At 37.3% G+C, this 13,804-nt stretch carries 15 protein-coding genes and 3 tRNA genes; 9 read left to right on the top strand and 9 right to left on the bottom strand.

Features of this window, described 5'->3' with window-relative positions; all coding sequences use genetic code 11:
• Positions 1–6 precede the first annotated feature (6 nt).
• A complete protein-coding gene (locus AXA65_RS12295) occupies positions 7–1,767 on the top strand; it encodes a RagB/SusD family nutrient uptake outer membrane protein (protein ID WP_063970394.1) in 1,761 nt (586 codons plus the stop codon).
• A 136-nt stretch (positions 1,768–1,903) separates the two neighbouring features.
• On the opposite strand, the gene AXA65_RS12290 is transcribed toward AXA65_RS12295, so the two are convergent.
• The 6 genes from AXA65_RS12290 to AXA65_RS12270 all read right to left on the bottom strand — a co-directional run bounded on the left by AXA65_RS12290 (position 1,904) and on the right by AXA65_RS12270 (position 7,819).
• A complete protein-coding gene (locus AXA65_RS12290; RefSeq protein ID WP_063970393.1) occupies positions 1,904–2,317 on the bottom strand; it encodes a DUF6157 family protein in 414 nt (137 codons plus the stop codon).
• 14 nt (positions 2,318–2,331) lie between these two features.
• The gene (locus AXA65_RS12285; protein ID WP_131797812.1) at positions 2,332–2,610 is read right to left on the bottom strand and encodes a hypothetical protein; all 279 of its coding nucleotides are present in this window, start codon (positions 2,608–2,610) and stop codon (positions 2,332–2,334) included.
• A 303-nt stretch (positions 2,611–2,913) separates the two neighbouring features.
• Positions 2,914–4,494: a sodium:solute symporter gene (locus AXA65_RS12280; RefSeq protein WP_063970391.1), complete on the bottom strand. Its 1,581-nt coding sequence runs from the start codon at positions 4,492–4,494 to the stop codon at positions 2,914–2,916.
• A gap of 487 nt (positions 4,495–4,981) precedes the next feature.
• Positions 4,982–5,815, bottom strand: coding sequence for an MFS transporter (locus AXA65_RS12275; protein WP_317040351.1), 834 nt, complete (start codon positions 5,813–5,815; stop codon positions 4,982–4,984).
• Positions 5,787–6,194, bottom strand: coding sequence for an MFS transporter (locus AXA65_RS20470; protein ID WP_317040350.1), 408 nt, complete (start codon positions 6,192–6,194; stop codon positions 5,787–5,789). The genes AXA65_RS12275 and AXA65_RS20470 overlap by 29 nt, the downstream gene beginning before the upstream one ends.
• A gap of 110 nt (positions 6,195–6,304) precedes the next feature.
• A complete protein-coding gene (locus tag AXA65_RS12270; protein ID WP_063970412.1) occupies positions 6,305–7,819 on the bottom strand; it encodes a trypsin-like peptidase domain-containing protein in 1,515 nt (504 codons plus the stop codon).
• Between the two features lie 311 nt (positions 7,820–8,130).
• On the opposite strand from AXA65_RS12270, the gene AXA65_RS12265 reads away from it, so the two are divergent.
• From AXA65_RS12265 to mtaB, 4 genes are all read left to right on the top strand, one after another.
• On the top strand, positions 8,131–8,313 hold the full coding sequence (locus AXA65_RS12265; protein WP_063970390.1) for a hypothetical protein: 183 nt from the start codon (positions 8,131–8,133) through the stop codon (positions 8,311–8,313).
• Entirely contained in the window at positions 8,314–8,454 is a 141-nt protein-coding gene (locus AXA65_RS19925; RefSeq protein ID WP_165596602.1) for a hypothetical protein, read from the top strand.
• A 27-nt stretch (positions 8,455–8,481) separates the two neighbouring features.
• Complete coding sequence (locus AXA65_RS12260) at positions 8,482–8,961, top strand: hypothetical protein (RefSeq protein ID WP_063970389.1); 480 nt, start codon at positions 8,482–8,484, stop codon at positions 8,959–8,961.
• A 133-nt stretch (positions 8,962–9,094) separates the two neighbouring features.
• Positions 9,095–10,453 (top strand): tRNA (N(6)-L-threonylcarbamoyladenosine(37)-C(2))-methylthiotransferase MtaB, encoded by a 1,359-nt coding sequence (gene mtaB / locus AXA65_RS12255; RefSeq protein WP_063970388.1) that lies wholly within the window; start codon positions 9,095–9,097, stop codon positions 10,451–10,453.
• A gap of 70 nt (positions 10,454–10,523) precedes the next feature.
• On the opposite strand, the gene AXA65_RS12250 is transcribed toward mtaB, so the two are convergent.
• The gene (locus tag AXA65_RS12250; RefSeq protein ID WP_063970387.1) at positions 10,524–11,261 is read right to left on the bottom strand and encodes a hypothetical protein; all 738 of its coding nucleotides are present in this window, start codon (positions 11,259–11,261) and stop codon (positions 10,524–10,526) included.
• A 57-nt stretch (positions 11,262–11,318) separates the two neighbouring features.
• Here AXA65_RS12250 and AXA65_RS12245 point away from each other — a divergent pair, with 57 nt between their 5' ends.
• Positions 11,319–11,753 (top strand): RNA-binding S4 domain-containing protein, encoded by a 435-nt coding sequence (locus tag AXA65_RS12245; protein WP_063970386.1) that lies wholly within the window; start codon positions 11,319–11,321, stop codon positions 11,751–11,753.
• Here AXA65_RS12245 and AXA65_RS12240 read toward each other — a convergent pair.
• Positions 11,750–12,265: a shikimate kinase gene (locus AXA65_RS12240; RefSeq protein WP_063970385.1), complete on the bottom strand. Its 516-nt coding sequence runs from the start codon at positions 12,263–12,265 to the stop codon at positions 11,750–11,752. The two genes, AXA65_RS12245 and AXA65_RS12240, sit on opposite strands and share 4 nt — an antisense overlap.
• 107 nt (positions 12,266–12,372) lie before the next feature.
• On the opposite strand from AXA65_RS12240, the gene AXA65_RS12235 reads away from it, so the two are divergent.
• The 3 genes from AXA65_RS12235 to AXA65_RS12225 all read left to right on the top strand — a co-directional run bounded on the left by AXA65_RS12235 (position 12,373) and on the right by AXA65_RS12225 (position 12,736).
• Positions 12,373–12,445: transfer RNA gene (locus AXA65_RS12235), tRNA-Lys, on the top strand.
• Positions 12,446–12,480: 35 nt separating this feature from the next.
• Positions 12,481–12,563: transfer RNA gene (locus tag AXA65_RS12230), tRNA-Leu, on the top strand.
• 100 nt (positions 12,564–12,663) lie between these two features.
• Positions 12,664–12,736 (top strand) — tRNA-Lys (locus AXA65_RS12225).
• Positions 12,737–12,835: 99 nt separating this feature from the next.
• Here the strand turns inward: AXA65_RS12225 and panC are convergent.
• Positions 12,836–13,681 carry a pantoate--beta-alanine ligase gene (gene panC / locus AXA65_RS12220; protein ID WP_063970384.1) on the bottom strand — a complete coding sequence of 282 codons (846 nt, stop codon included), beginning with the start codon at positions 13,679–13,681 and terminating at the stop codon, positions 12,836–12,838.
• Positions 13,682–13,804 lie beyond the last annotated feature (123 nt).

Below are 13,804 nucleotides of genomic sequence, written 5' to 3'. Positions count from 1 at the left end.
CTACATATGAAATCTAAATTTTTAAATATCAATCTGCCGTTATTGGCAATATTATCTATAGGAATTCTTAGCTGTACAAATCTTGAAGAACAAGTGATAGATGAGGTTCTAGGTTCAGAAACTTCGGCACCGGAAAGTGCTTTGGCAGCAGCTTACGGACAATTGGGCGATGGGACATTTGTGGATCACGGGAATGTTTTCGCTTTGCAGGAATATTCTACAGATGAAGCAATGTTACCAACCCGAGGAAGTGACTGGGGAGATGGCGGAAAATGGCGCGCCATGCATGAGTTCACTTGGGATGCAAACAATGACGTGGTTAAAAATACATGGAATAACCTGACACTTGGCATCACCAAATCTTTGACCGCCATCAGAAGTATCGAGAAAAGTAATGTGAGCGAAAAGGCTTTATTCCTAGCAGAAGCAAAAGCATTGTTGGCTTTCTACACTTACAACACGCTGGAGATGTACGGCCAGGCACCATACAGAGATCCAGCGGACCTGAATGCACCTATCGAGATCAAAAAAGCAGATACATCCATAGATGAACTGATTACCGAAGTTGAATCCCTGATCCCAAACTTGGCAGACTTCAAAGCACAAAATACACACGCCGGAAGATTTACAAAACAGGCAGCCTACGCTTTTCTTGCAGATATGTATCTCAACAGAGCCGTTTTGAAAAAGAGAGAAGCAGCATCTTTTGATTTCTTGGAGCCAGCTGTAAGCGGTACAGGAAATGATATGGACAAAGTGATCGAGTATTCCAACCTGATCATCAACTCTGGATTTTTCAGTTTGGAATCCAACTATTTCCACAATTTCGATATCGATAATGGCACCAGCAAAGAGATGATCTTCTCGATCGTTCAGAAGAAAAACTCAAATAGAAATGCGGACAATGACTTGGCTTACATGTCGATGGAAAGAATCCAAAAACCTTCTCCAGATAACAGAGGGACCAATGCGAATTGCATCACACCAGAATTCTACAACACCTGGGTGGGCAATTTCAGCGATCCCCGTTTCCACAGAACTTATCAATATGCAGATGGAACTTGGTTCAGAAATGACGGAACAGACGTTAGTGTACCATCTACCAGTAAAGTGGAAGGTACAGGAAAACCTTGGTTCCATTTCAACAGAGGTTTGCAGGTAGGTCAACAGTACGGTCCAAAGATCCTTGCCAACGGAAATTTTGATATGACGGCAGATGACAGGATCAAAGTCTATAAATTATATACCGAGAAAAATACAACCTTGGCTGCAGATTTCACACCGGAACTTAATTTTGACAAACCAATGGAATCTGTATTGACACAATCGCAGATCAATAGAGGTGTTAGAAACTTCAAATTCGAGTTCGATCCTGGTTATGGAAACAACGGGACAAGCGGTATGGATGTGCCATTGTACAGATTGGGAACTATTTACATGATGAGAGCAGAAGCCTACTTCAGAAAGAGCAATACAGGAGCAGCTCTAGACGATGTCAACATTCTTAGGACCAGCAGAACGCGTGAGGCATTGTACGGTAACGCACCAGGTGTAAAGATCACAGAACTGAATGCGAACACATTGCTGAACGAGTCAGGATACGAGTTGTATTGGGAAATGTACAGAAGAAAAGCTTTGATCAGATTCGGTAGGTTTGATCTTGCAGGTACAGCAAAACCGGCTTCCCAACCATACAGAAGAATCTTCCCGATTCCTCAGGCAACGCTGGATGCATCAAAGGAATTCAGTCAGAATCCGGGTTACTAATTTTTACATTAATTTTATTAAAAAAGAAAGCGAAGGGATTTTTTTCTCTTCGCTTTTGTTTTTCGTTGTCAGTCTGAGCGGAGTCGAAGACTTGTTTTATCCTGTCAGGCTGAGGTTCACGAAGCCCTTCAGCCAATCACTTTTTAGACTTCATCGCCTTCACTTTCTTCACCGAGTCATCAGCCAATAATCTTTGATAATCATCAGATTCTGCCGGAATCAATTGGATTTTAGAATCCGCATTATGAAAAATCCCGAATCCATTTTTCTTGGCCAAAGGCGAAGTCCGCAAACAAGCCTGTCCTTTTGAAAAGAACTTCTCTTTCTCTTCTTCAAACTCTGAAGGTGAAATGTCATTTCGTTCCGCAAAAATTTCAAATAACAATTCGTCGGAAGTATATTTCAAAGGCTTTTTCGACAACTTTTCGAATTGATAATTGGCAATAGTTTTCGTCTCATTTTTCACCACCGGAATCACCGCTTTGGAAACCGGAGAATCTTCTGCGATTTCTATTAAGGTGTTTTTGTAATTGGTGGTGTGGAATTTCATTAAAGATTTGTATTTTAATTTAAAAGTTTCTTTAAATCCCTTTTTAAAAATATATGTTTTGTTAGAACTGGAATATTTAATCTAAAATTTTCCTTAATAACAGCCATATAAATAAAATCTTTATCTAGTAATATTATCCTTGATGTTTGATAATTAGGATTTAATGAAAAATCATTTTCCTCATTATAAATTAGAATATTTGAAGCACTTCTATATCGTTCAAAATTATTTTTCTCAAAATATTTGGTTATAATTTCTCGGTTTTTATCTTGCAAATATTTGCTTTTTATCATAGTTAAATTTTTTTCTGTTGCTTTTCGATAAATCACATATAAGCAAAAAATTGTTGCAAGAAACAAAAAATAATATTCCATCCCTGTATTCGAATAGTCTCTATAGGGGTCGTAAAAAACTAAAAATGGTAAAACTGCTCCCCAAAGAAAAAATAAATAAATAATAATTTTATCAAAAATATCTAACCAACTTTCTTAATAGATTAGTTTACGTTTTTGAATACTATTTATTATATCTAATTCTTTTATGTTACGCATTTAAAAAACTGTTTGTAATTAAAGATTTTAGAAATATTAATTAAATTATTGTGTTGTTAATTTATTTTCAATTCTCTTCGACCTCACCAACCACAATCCCACAAACGTCAAAAACCCATTCAAAATAATCAGTTCCACACCAATTCTGTAATCCGTATTATTGGTTACATAAAGATTAATCAAATAAGTCAAAACCGGCGCAAGTAGCGTCACAGCCAATATCGAGTACTTTTTCACTACCGTGAATTTCGTCAAAATCCCAAAAGCAAACAGTCCCAAAAGTGGCCCGTAAGTGTAACCCGCAATTTCCATAATCAAATAAACAATCGACTTCTCATTGATGGCTTTAAAAACCATAATCAATGCGAAAAATATGACTGTGAACGTCAAATGAACTTTCATCCTCAGTCTTTTCTTTTGCTTTTCGGTTTTTTGCTGGTCTTCATTCAAGCCCAAAAGGTCAACGCAATATGAACTTGTCACCGCCGTCAAAGCCCCATCAGCAGAAGGAAACAAGGCGGAAATCAAACCAATGATAAAAATAATAGACAACGCCATCGGAAAATGTCCGAGTGACAACGCCGGAAAAAGGTCGTCGCCCATAATATTCGTCACATTACCAGTCGCATCTTTGAATCCGAAAAGGTTTGTCACCACTTCTTTTCCTTCAACGACAGTCGTTACGGTGGAATAGCCGGCACCATTTTGTATCGCAAAAAGATAAAGCAAACCACCCAAAAACAAGAACGCTAGATTCACAAAAAGCAAAGTTCCGGCAAACGTCAGCATATTCTTTTTCGAGTTTTTCAGGTTGTCCACCGAGATGTTTTTCTGCATCATTTCTTGGTCAAGACCCGTCATCGCAATCGTGATGAACATTCCGCCCAGAATGGTTTTCAGGAAAAAAGTCTTGGAATTAATGTCAGTATTGATGAAATGCGTGTACTGCTTTTGCTCCAAAATCGAGTAAGCCTCACCAAAAGACAAATTCAAATTCGATAAAATATAAACGATGCACGCAATCAGACTCAAAATCATAAACGACGTCTGCAAAGTATCCGTGATCACAATCGTTTTCACGCCACCTTCAAACGTATAAAGCAAGATCATCAGCAATAGCACAAAAGCCGTTACCCAAAAAGGAACGCCAAGAGCTTCCAAAAGGAAAATTTGAAGAATATTCACCACAAGATACAACCTCGCCGTCGCCCCGATCGCTCTCGAAATAATAAAAAACAAAGACCCGATTTTATGCGCCTCCACATTGAATCTTCGCCCCAGATAAGTATAAATGGAAGTCAGATTCATCCGGTAATAAAGCGGAAGCAGAACGCCAGCCACAATGAAATAACCGATGAAAAACCCAATCACCATCATATAATATTCGAAGCCGCCAAAAGAATAATCGCCCGCCGTCATCTTCCCGACCGTGCCCGGAACAGAGATAAACGTCACGCCCGAAAGCGATGTTCCAATCATCCCAAACGCCACAAGCCACCATTTACTTTTCTTGTTTCCAATGAAAAAAGACTGGTTGTCAGAATTACGGCTTGTAAAATAAGAGATGACCAAAAGCCCGATAAAATAGGCAAAAACGAATAATAATAGAATAGTTCCCGGATTCATTGTTCAAATTTGAGTTGAACAAAAATAGTTTTTTTATCGCATTGCGCAGAAATTAATTATTAGGGCAACTTTTCCGCCTTCCGTTCCCGCTTTTTTGTCATTGCGAAAGAAGGGAAGTCATAAATTGAAGGTTTCCACAATCGCAATGACAAAAAGAGCTCCACTCAAGTCGGGTTGCGGATTCAAAATAAAATCACGATTTGTCCAAATATTGAATGTCTCAACAAATATTCTTACATCACGATTTCATATTCTCAAGATGTAAAGCAATATTCTCGCATTGTGATTCAATATTCTTATGATGTAGCGGAATATTCTTACAATGTAACTGAATATTCTCGTGTTGTAACAGAATATTCTTGCATTGTTACAGCATATTCTTGCAATGTGACTGGATATTTTTACGTTGTGGTAGAATATTTGTGCATTGTTACAGCATATTCTTACAATGTGATTGGATATTCTTGCACCTGTAAACAATATTCAACTACCGTGTCGGAATCATCTTCTTCACAACAATATAAATTAAAACCGCAGACAACGCCAACACCGCAAACGACCCGATCCACAAACTGTCAAACCCAAATCGCCCCACCACATAAGTTCCTAAAAACGGCGTGAAGATAAAGGAGAAAGAAAATGCAATCCCATTCAGTCCCATATACGCACCTTTGTTTCCCCGCTCAGCGCGCAAAGCCGTCACAGTGGACATAAATGGAAGCACCCAGATCTCCGCAACAGACAATGTCGTCATCGACAGCAAAAGCAAAGCAACATTACTTCCCAAAAGCAGATAGGACAATCCAGCCATCACAATCCCAATGAATAAGATCTGAGGAATCTTCAAAGTCCGCTCTGCAATACTTACCAAAGGCATTTCTAGCAACACAATGATAAATCCGCTATACCCTAAAACAAACCCGATTGTACTTTGATCCAACTTCGCTACCTCTTTATAAAATAGTGGAAGTGTATTGAAAAATTGGAAGAAACAAACGGCGAAAATAGTACACAGAATGCTGTAAAATAAGAAGGGATAGTCTTTATAAGGGGATTTGGTAATGACTTTCTCAATTGTTTTTTCAGGCGCCAATCTCTTTTTCTCGCGGAATATTTTATTTCGTTTTCGGAAAAAGATAACGTAGATAATTCCTGCCGCCAAAGCACCAATTGCATTTACTACAAATAAAAAATTATAAGAAATCCCAGACAGAATTCCACCCAAAGCCGGCCCGATTGAGAATCCAAGATTGATGGCCATTCGGTTCAATGAAAAAGCTTTCGTCAGATTTTCAGGTCTTGCATATTTGGTGATCGCCACAGAATTCGCCCGGACGGAAAGTATCGCTGATCGTACTTTGAAGGAAAATCAAAAAAGCCATCATCTCAATACTCGGAAAAAAGGGGATAATCAAAAATATCGGCGCACTCAAAAACAAACTCCAACTTTGGATGTAATACTCCCCGAACTTATCCGTCAAAAATCCGCCAAGCCAGGAACCGAGAACAGAAACAATCCCATAAAAACTCAAAACAATTCCGGCATTTTCCAGACTGAAGTTCAAATGGTCTGTCATATAAACACCCAAAAATGGTAAAACCATCGAGCCGGAACGGTTGATAAGCATGACGATAGACAGCATCCAGGCTTCTCGTGAAAGCCCTTTAAATGTTTTGATATAGGAATTGAAAAGTTTCATTTTGATTTTCGAACCGCAAATTTACCCAAAAAAGAAAGCCATCCGTAAAGAATGGCTTTCAAAATTTATCATATAGAATCAATCTAACATCTAAATTTTAATATCTAGTCTTATTGTAATTTAAATCCTCTTGTGGTGATTCTTCCGTAGCTGTCCACATATTTCACCTGTACATTACCTTTGTATCCGTTCAGGATTTTCTCAACATCTTTCTGCGAATTCACAGGTTTACCATTGATTTCCATCACGATGTAATTGTCTACAACACCTATTTTGTCCATCTCGCTGCCTTCGATGACATTTTTGGTGATGACACCGCTTTCCAGACCGTAATCGGTTTTCACTCTTTCACTTAATGGCTCGAATTCAGAACCGATTTTTTCGGTAACAGTCAGGTCGTCTTTGCTTCGTGATGATGTGCCGCCTTTCAAATCTTTCAGGGTCACATTCACATTGTTGACTTTCCCATTTCTAGTGTAAGTTACCGCCACTTTATCACCTGGTCTTCTGCTTCCGATGGCTAGAGAAAGGTCAGAGAATCCGTTAATGTCATTATTGTCAATTTTTGTAATAATGTCACCTGGTTGGATTCCTGCATCTTCAGCACCACTTTTTTTCGTGATTTCTGTAACGTAGATTCCGTCGCCGGCTTTCAGATTTTTCTTTTCTCTTTGATTGTAAGCTGCCACTTGCATTTCGTTAGACAAATCTAAACTTCCAACACCAAGGAAACCTCTTTGTACTAAACCAAACTTCTTGATATCCTCAACAATTTTTCTGGCAAGATTCGAAGGGACCGCAAATCCATAACCTTCATAATATCCAGTTTTAGACTGAATTGCTGTATTGATTCCAATCAAATCTCCGTTCACATTGACCAACGCACCACCACTGTTTCCAGGGTTGATCGCCGCATCCGTTTGAATAAAACTTTCAATCGGCGTTCTGGATTGCTGACTTAGTATATCAATACTTCTTCCTTTTGCTGAAATAATTCCCGCAGTTACAGTGGAATTAAGTCCAAGTGGATTTCCGACTGCCAAAACCCATTGTCCAACTTCGGTCAAATCTGAGTTGGCGAAATTAAGATAAGGCAGACCTTTTTCTTCAATCTTCAAAAGTGAAATATCTGTGTTCGGGTCAGTCCCAATTAATGTTGCGATGTAAGTTTTTTTATTACTCAACACAACTTCTAATTTATTAGCGCCTGCAACCACGTGATTGTTGGAAATGATATAACCATCTGGCGAAATAATCACCCCAGAACCCAATCCGGAAGGCATATTTTTAGGAGGCTGCTGCTGTTGTCTCTGCTGATTTCCGCCTTGTGGACCAAAGAAAAAATCGAACATATCCGTCTCCGGCATTCTTTGGGAAGCCGAACGGTCTTGGTAATTTTTAATTGTTACAACAGCCGGAACTGTCGTTTTGGAAGCCTTAACAAAATCATCACCAACTGCAGAACCGATGCCTGCAAAAGATGCTTTGTTAGAAGCTGTCGTGAAATATGAGAAATCTTCTCCATTTTTTTCTGAGCTGATATAGTGGCTCGCTCCGAAAACTGTTGCACCGGAAATAACCCCGGTCAATGCATATGGCATTAGTTTTTTGAAAGTATTCTTCATCTTAATATTCATTTCTTTTTTGAGATTATTGTTAGACAAATTTAATGCTAAATTAGTATGAACTAAAAACTTAGTGTTACAGTTTTAACGAAGTTTAACCAATTTTAAAAATTCCTTAATAAAATTAGATTTATTTTAAGTCAAATTGGCAGTATTAATCGGTTGGTTCATTTGGGAATTAGATGATTCTTTGTCTCAATTGTTAAAATTTGTTCAGAAATTAATCAAAACAAAATTATGATGTGGATGTAAAATGTTGTTGCTGTCACTTTTGGCAGAACTTTTGTTTTTAAACAGTTAAAATAAATCATATGAAAAATACGATAAAAGTGGCTTTGGGATTTGCTGCAGGTGGCGCATTGATCTTGTTGAATCAATTGAGAAAGAGAAAGCAAAAAGAACAGAACAAGTTTATGGCACCCGATGGGAACAAATATCTGAAGAACGAAATGTATAGAAATGCAGAAGGCGAAATCTTCAAAAATGGTAAATAGTTGCATTTCGAAACACCAAAACATCTGAATGATGCGAATAATAAAATAGATGCTCGTCTTGCAAGAAATGTTCAGTTCAATGACCAAAATCCGAACAACAGAAACGTGACTTATCACAAACGAGGCATTAGACATCATTAATAAAAATTAATCACAAAAGAATAAATTATGGAAACGGAAAATATCGTCGAAAGACTAAATAAATACGAATTTGATAACAGCAATGTCTATACAGGTTTCAAATCGGTAGGAGAGGCCAGGCAATTTGCAACGGAAAGAAACGGAAAACTGGTAGAAGTTGGTTTCCTGGATGGAAATGACAATCCGGTCGAGGATGATTCTCAAAACCTCATTGCTGAAAATAAATATTACAAAGCTTTTGCTGGACCAGATTACAAAATCATCCATTCATCTGATGAAGGTTTTCAGGATGTCGCAGAAAAGCTGAAAGAAAGACAAAATGAATTGACAGAAAAAAGTCCTGATGAGAAATATTTTTCCGATGCTGATTGGCAGATAGAAGAAGATGCGGTAATCGTCTTATTTAAAGATAAAATAGAAAATGTTACTTCCAGAGAACGTTCGAAATATCTAATGCATACTAAGGTTTACGAGGTTGCTGTAAGCGTTCCAAAATCAACTGAATAAGTTAAAATAACATCAACTATATACAGGAAATCCGAGTCATTGATTCGGATTTTTTTTTGTTTGATAATCTAATTGATCTCGAAAATTTCTTCATTTGGAATGATTTGGATTTTATTAATAACTTTGCAGACTTATGTCAGAAGTAATTTCTCAACCGAAAACCGTTGCGTTTCACACACTTGGCTGCAAACTGAATTTTGCAGAAACGTCCACCATTGCCCGAACTTTAACAGATGCTGGTTATCAAAAAGTCAATTTTGATGAGCCTGCGAAAGTTTATATCATCAATACTTGCTCAGTTACCGAAAATGCTGATAAGGAATGTAAACTTCACGTCAAACGTGCGGCGAAAGCTAATCCTGATGGATTGGTTGCCATTATCGGTTGTTATGCGCAGTTGAAACCTGAAGAAATCTCTGCAATTACCGGAGTTGATTTGGTTTTGGGAGCGAAGGAGAAATTCAATATTTTAAGTTATTTGGATGATTTGGAAAAATCTGAAAGTCGTGCTGAGATTCATTCTTGTGAGATCGATGAAGCTGATTTTTTCGTTGGTTCCTATTCCATTGGCGACAGAACGAGAGCTTTTTTAAAAGTTCAGGATGGTTGCGATTACAAATGTACTTATTGCACGATTCCATTAGCCAGAGGGATTTCCCGCTCTGATACCATCGATAACGTCGTGGCGAATGCGAAAGAAATTGCAGCGCGAGATATTAAAGAAATCGTTTTGACAGGTGTGAATATTGGCGATTACGGAAAAGGAGAATTTGGCAATAAAAAGCACGAACATACTTTTCTTGATTTGATTTCTGAATTGGATAAAGTGGAAGGCATCGAAAGAATCAGAATTTCTTCCATCGAGCCAAATCTTCTGAAAGACGAAAGCATCGAATTGGTTTCCAAAAGCAGAAGTTTTGTACCACATTTTCACATTCCATTACAATCTGGAAGCGATGAATTATTGAAAAAAATGAAACGTCGTTATTTAACACAATTATATTACAATAGAGTTCATAAAATCCGTGAAGTAATGCCGGAAGCTGCCATTGGCGTAGATGTCATTGTTGGTTTTCCAGGTGAGACAGAAGAATTATTTATGAAAACTTATAATTTCCTAAATGATTTGCCAATCAGTTATTTGCACGTATTCACTTATTCAGAAAGAGAAAACACGGAAGCTGCAGAAATGCTTGGAGCTGTTCCAATTCCCGAAAGAAAAAGAAGAAACAAAATGCTGAGAATCCTTTCTGAAAAAAAGAAAATGGAATTCTACAGAAGCCAACTAGGAAGAGAATTAAGTGTTCTTTGGGAGCATGAAAATAGAAATGGATTGATGTATGGATTCACAGAAAACTATGTGAGAGTTTCAAAGGCATTTGATGAAATCTCTATCAATCAAACAGAAACTATCGTTCTTGATAAAATCTTGGAAGACGGAAGTGTTTCTATCAAAGAAAAACAGTTTGAGGATTTCCTGGCGAAGATCTAGAGTTAGAAAAAAACAAATAAAAAAAGCGGCATATTTTTAATATGCCGCTTTTGTATTTTGATAAAGAAGATTAATCTTCAGTCTCCATATTTCTGGTCTTAGTGTTATAAAGCTGGAAATTGAACACAAAACTTCTGTTGTTATAACTTGTACCGTAGATGTTTGCATCTCTCGCAAATGCAGCTCTAGAAGGAACAATGATCACCCCTTGCATATTGTAATCTGCAGACTCAGTAAGGTCAAAGGATTTGAAATATTTCAGGCCTTCTTGCAAACCTTCAATTTCGTAAAAGTTTCTTCCGTAAGTTGTACTGTAAGTTTCATTGTATTTTTTAAGAACAGATGATTTAACATAAAAATATGCTGGGTCTTTAATAACATCTCCACTCAAAACAGAATTAGCAAATGTTGACTCACTTCCAAAAGATATCTTATCATCTACTTTTACCGAGAGATAGCTTTTTCCTACTTGAAACAAATTGATGACATCTGTACTTCCAACCACTTTTCCTGGATCAGGCTGTGCATCAGTTCTCGTGATGTAAATCACTCCAGAGGGTAGCTTCTCACGGGGATAAGATGAAAGCTTTGGATAGTTGTCATCGGTATCTTTCGTACTGTCGAAGGGCGTGATCACGCCTTTACTATTAAAATAATTGTCCTCCATGAATTTTAAAGCCGCAGCATCGTCATAGGAATTTTGTTCCTCTACCGTAAGTACTACCGTGTCATCCACTACATCATCATCTTTCTTACATCCTTGTAATACAACAACAGAAAGAGCAATTCCTAAAAGTATTTTCTTCATTTTTTTTATTTAATCTTAAATTGCGATTAATTTAACGTGACAAAAGTATAAAAAATTATGAGAATAGATAAATATTTGTGGAGTGTAAGATTTTATAAGACAAGAACTATCGCTACAGAAGATATTAAAAAGAACAGAGTCAGCATCGGCGAAAATCCCGTAAAGGCTTCCAAGGAGGTGAAAGCAGGTGATGTGGTCAAGATCAGAAAAAATCAAATTGACTACAAAATAAAAATTTTGGACATCCCAAAAAGTAGAGTAGGAGCCAAACTCGTTCCTTTGTACGTGGTGGATATGACTGAAAAGGACCAGTATGAGATTCTGAAATTGAGACAGGCATCACAGGAATATTACAGACACAAAGGCATCGGAAGGCCAACCAAAAAGGATCGACGTGATATGGACGATTATGTGGACGATGGTTCTACAGAGGATATGGGAAATGACGATTGGGATGTATTCTTCAAAGAAAATAAAGAGCTGGAAGATTAGATATCCAGCTTCTTTATGATCTCGTCGGATATCTCTACTGCATTTTTTGAATCGGTATCAATGGTGAAATGAGCTTGGGAATAGAAGGGATTTCTTTCAAAAAGATGCTTTGCAATGAACTCCGGGATGTCAGTATCTTCCAATTTTGCAATCAAAGGACGTGTGTTTTTCTGCAACAATACACGATTTGTAAGTGTATTCACAGAAGCTCTTAAAAAGATGCTTTTAGATTTTTGATTGATGATATTCATATTATCATAGTAAACGGGTGTTCCACCACCGAGACTTAGAATTAGATTTTCGGAAGAATTTAATAATTCTTCCAAGATCCGTTTTTCCTCCTTTCGGAAATAGATTTCACCTCTCTTTTCGAAGATTTCGGGAATAGTTAGGTCATGTTCGTCAGAAATTTGTTGATCAAGGTCAATTAATTTAAAATTTATTTTTTGGCTCAAGTTTTTGGAAATGTGAGATTTACCACTGCCCATGTACCCTAAGAGAGAAATTAGCATAATTTTATTTTAAACAAAGTTCGAAAAAAATTTTGAGATTTTAAAAAAACGCCTATCTTTGCACCACTTTAAAACGAAATAGTAATATTGAAATTTTAAATGTGGCCGACTCGGTAGCTCAGCTGGTAGAGCAATACACTTTTAATGTATGGGTCCTGGGTTCGAATCCCAGCCGGGTCACTAGCAAAAAATCCGTAGAGATACGGTTTTTTTTTGCCTGCGTGGTGAAATTGGTAGACACGCCATCTTGAGGGGGTGGTTTCCTAAGGATGTGCTGGTTCGAGTCCAGTCGCAGGCACTGCAAAAATTAAGAATGAGAAATTGAAGGATTAATAGTTCTGATATTTTTCAAAAACCAAAAACAATTTTAATTGGTAGCGATATTAATTAAAGTGGCCGACTCGGTAGCTCAGCTGGTAGAGCAATACACTTTTAATGTATGGGTCCTGGGTTCGAATCCCAGCCGGGTCACAATTTACGCAAGTAAATTTTTTTCATATTAATATTTTGTGATTTGGTGTAGGAACTTCTTGTATAAAGAAGTTCCTTTTTTTTGCCCCAATCTTAAATTTAATCTAAATGGAGATTGTCAATCAATCTCACGTTTCCAACATTGACGACGATGAAAGCTCGGAAGTCATTATCCTCCGAAAAGAAATCTACTTTCTTCAAAGTCGATTCTTCTGCAATTAGGAAGTATTCAAGCTCCATATCTTCTCTGTCAAAAATCTCTTCAACTCTGGATTTGATTTCAGGAACAGAAATAACTTTGAACCATTCATTTACTTTCTTCAAAGTTTTATAAATAAGAGCTGATGTTTCTTTTTCGATTTCAGAAAGACGCATATTTCTGGAACTCATCGCCAACCCATTTTCTTCCCGATGAATTTTCACACCATGGATCTTGATGTCCAATTCTGAAAGTTCAACCAATTTTTCGATGATCTTAAGTTGTTGGTAATCTTTCTCTCCAAAATAGGCATTGTCAGGTTGAACTTGTAGGAATAATTCTTCCACCACAGTTCCAACCCCATCAAAGTGGCCTGGTCTTGCAGCGCCTTCCATTTCATTTTCGATGCCTCCAAAATCATAATGTTGCCTTTCCATTCCCCTTGGGTAGATATCTTCGACTCTCGGAACATAAACAGCGTCCACAAGATTCGAATCTTCTAATCTCTTAATGTCATCTTCTACTGTTCTTGGGTATTTTTCCAGGTCTTCCGGATTATTGAATTGTGTTGGATTCACGAATATCGAGGACGCTACAATGTCGTTATCTTGTCTTGCCTCATGGTAAAGTGAAATGTGCCCTGCGTGTAAAGCGCCCATTGTAGGTGCGAATCCTATTGTTTTATGTTGCTCTTTTTGAGTTTTGATAAATTCTGTAAAAGAAGTTTTGTCGTAGAAGACTTGCATTGTTTCATTATTTTATGAATCAAAGATAATCGTTTTTGCAATTTCTTGTATTATAGATTGTGTATTAATGATTGTCAGTCTTATTTGATAGTCAAAATAATATTAATAACTCGTAGTGCATTA

It is taken from the genome of Chryseobacterium sp. FP211-J200, from assembly GCF_001643375.1.
Classification (GTDB): domain Bacteria; phylum Bacteroidota; class Bacteroidia; order Flavobacteriales; family Weeksellaceae; genus Epilithonimonas; species Epilithonimonas ginsengisoli.
This window is presented reverse-complemented; position numbering and strand designations above follow the sequence as displayed.

Coding starts and splice junctions, on each gene's coding strand:
- AXA65_RS12290 (WP_063970393.1), bottom strand. CDS start 2,317: ATGAAATTCCACACCACCAATTACAAAAACACCTTAATAGAAATCGCA.
- AXA65_RS12295 (WP_063970394.1), top strand. CDS start 7: ATGAAATCTAAATTTTTAAATATCAATCTGCCGTTATTGGCAATATTA.
- AXA65_RS12285 (WP_131797812.1), bottom strand. CDS start 2,610: ATGATAAAAAGCAAATATTTGCAAGATAAAAACCGAGAAATTATAACC.
- panC (WP_063970384.1), bottom strand. CDS start 13,681: ATGCAAGTCTTCTACGACAAAACTTCTTTTACAGAATTTATCAAAACT.
- AXA65_RS12270 (WP_063970412.1), bottom strand. CDS start 7,819: ATGAAGAATACTTTCAAAAAACTAATGCCATATGCATTGACCGGGGTT.
- AXA65_RS12260 (WP_063970389.1), top strand. CDS start 8,482: ATGGAAACGGAAAATATCGTCGAAAGACTAAATAAATACGAATTTGAT.
- AXA65_RS12245 (WP_063970386.1), top strand. CDS start 11,319: ATGAGAATAGATAAATATTTGTGGAGTGTAAGATTTTATAAGACAAGA.
- AXA65_RS12250 (WP_063970387.1), bottom strand. CDS start 11,261: ATGAAGAAAATACTTTTAGGAATTGCTCTTTCTGTTGTTGTATTACAA.
- AXA65_RS12240 (WP_063970385.1), bottom strand. CDS start 12,265: ATGCTAATTTCTCTCTTAGGGTACATGGGCAGTGGTAAATCTCACATT.
- AXA65_RS12265 (WP_063970390.1), top strand. CDS start 8,131: ATGAAAAATACGATAAAAGTGGCTTTGGGATTTGCTGCAGGTGGCGCA.
- mtaB (WP_063970388.1), top strand. CDS start 9,095: ATGTCAGAAGTAATTTCTCAACCGAAAACCGTTGCGTTTCACACACTT.
- AXA65_RS20470 (WP_317040350.1), bottom strand. CDS start 6,194: ATGAAACTTTTCAATTCCTATATCAAAACATTTAAAGGGCTTTCACGA.
- AXA65_RS12280 (WP_063970391.1), bottom strand. CDS start 4,494: ATGAATCCGGGAACTATTCTATTATTATTCGTTTTTGCCTATTTTATC.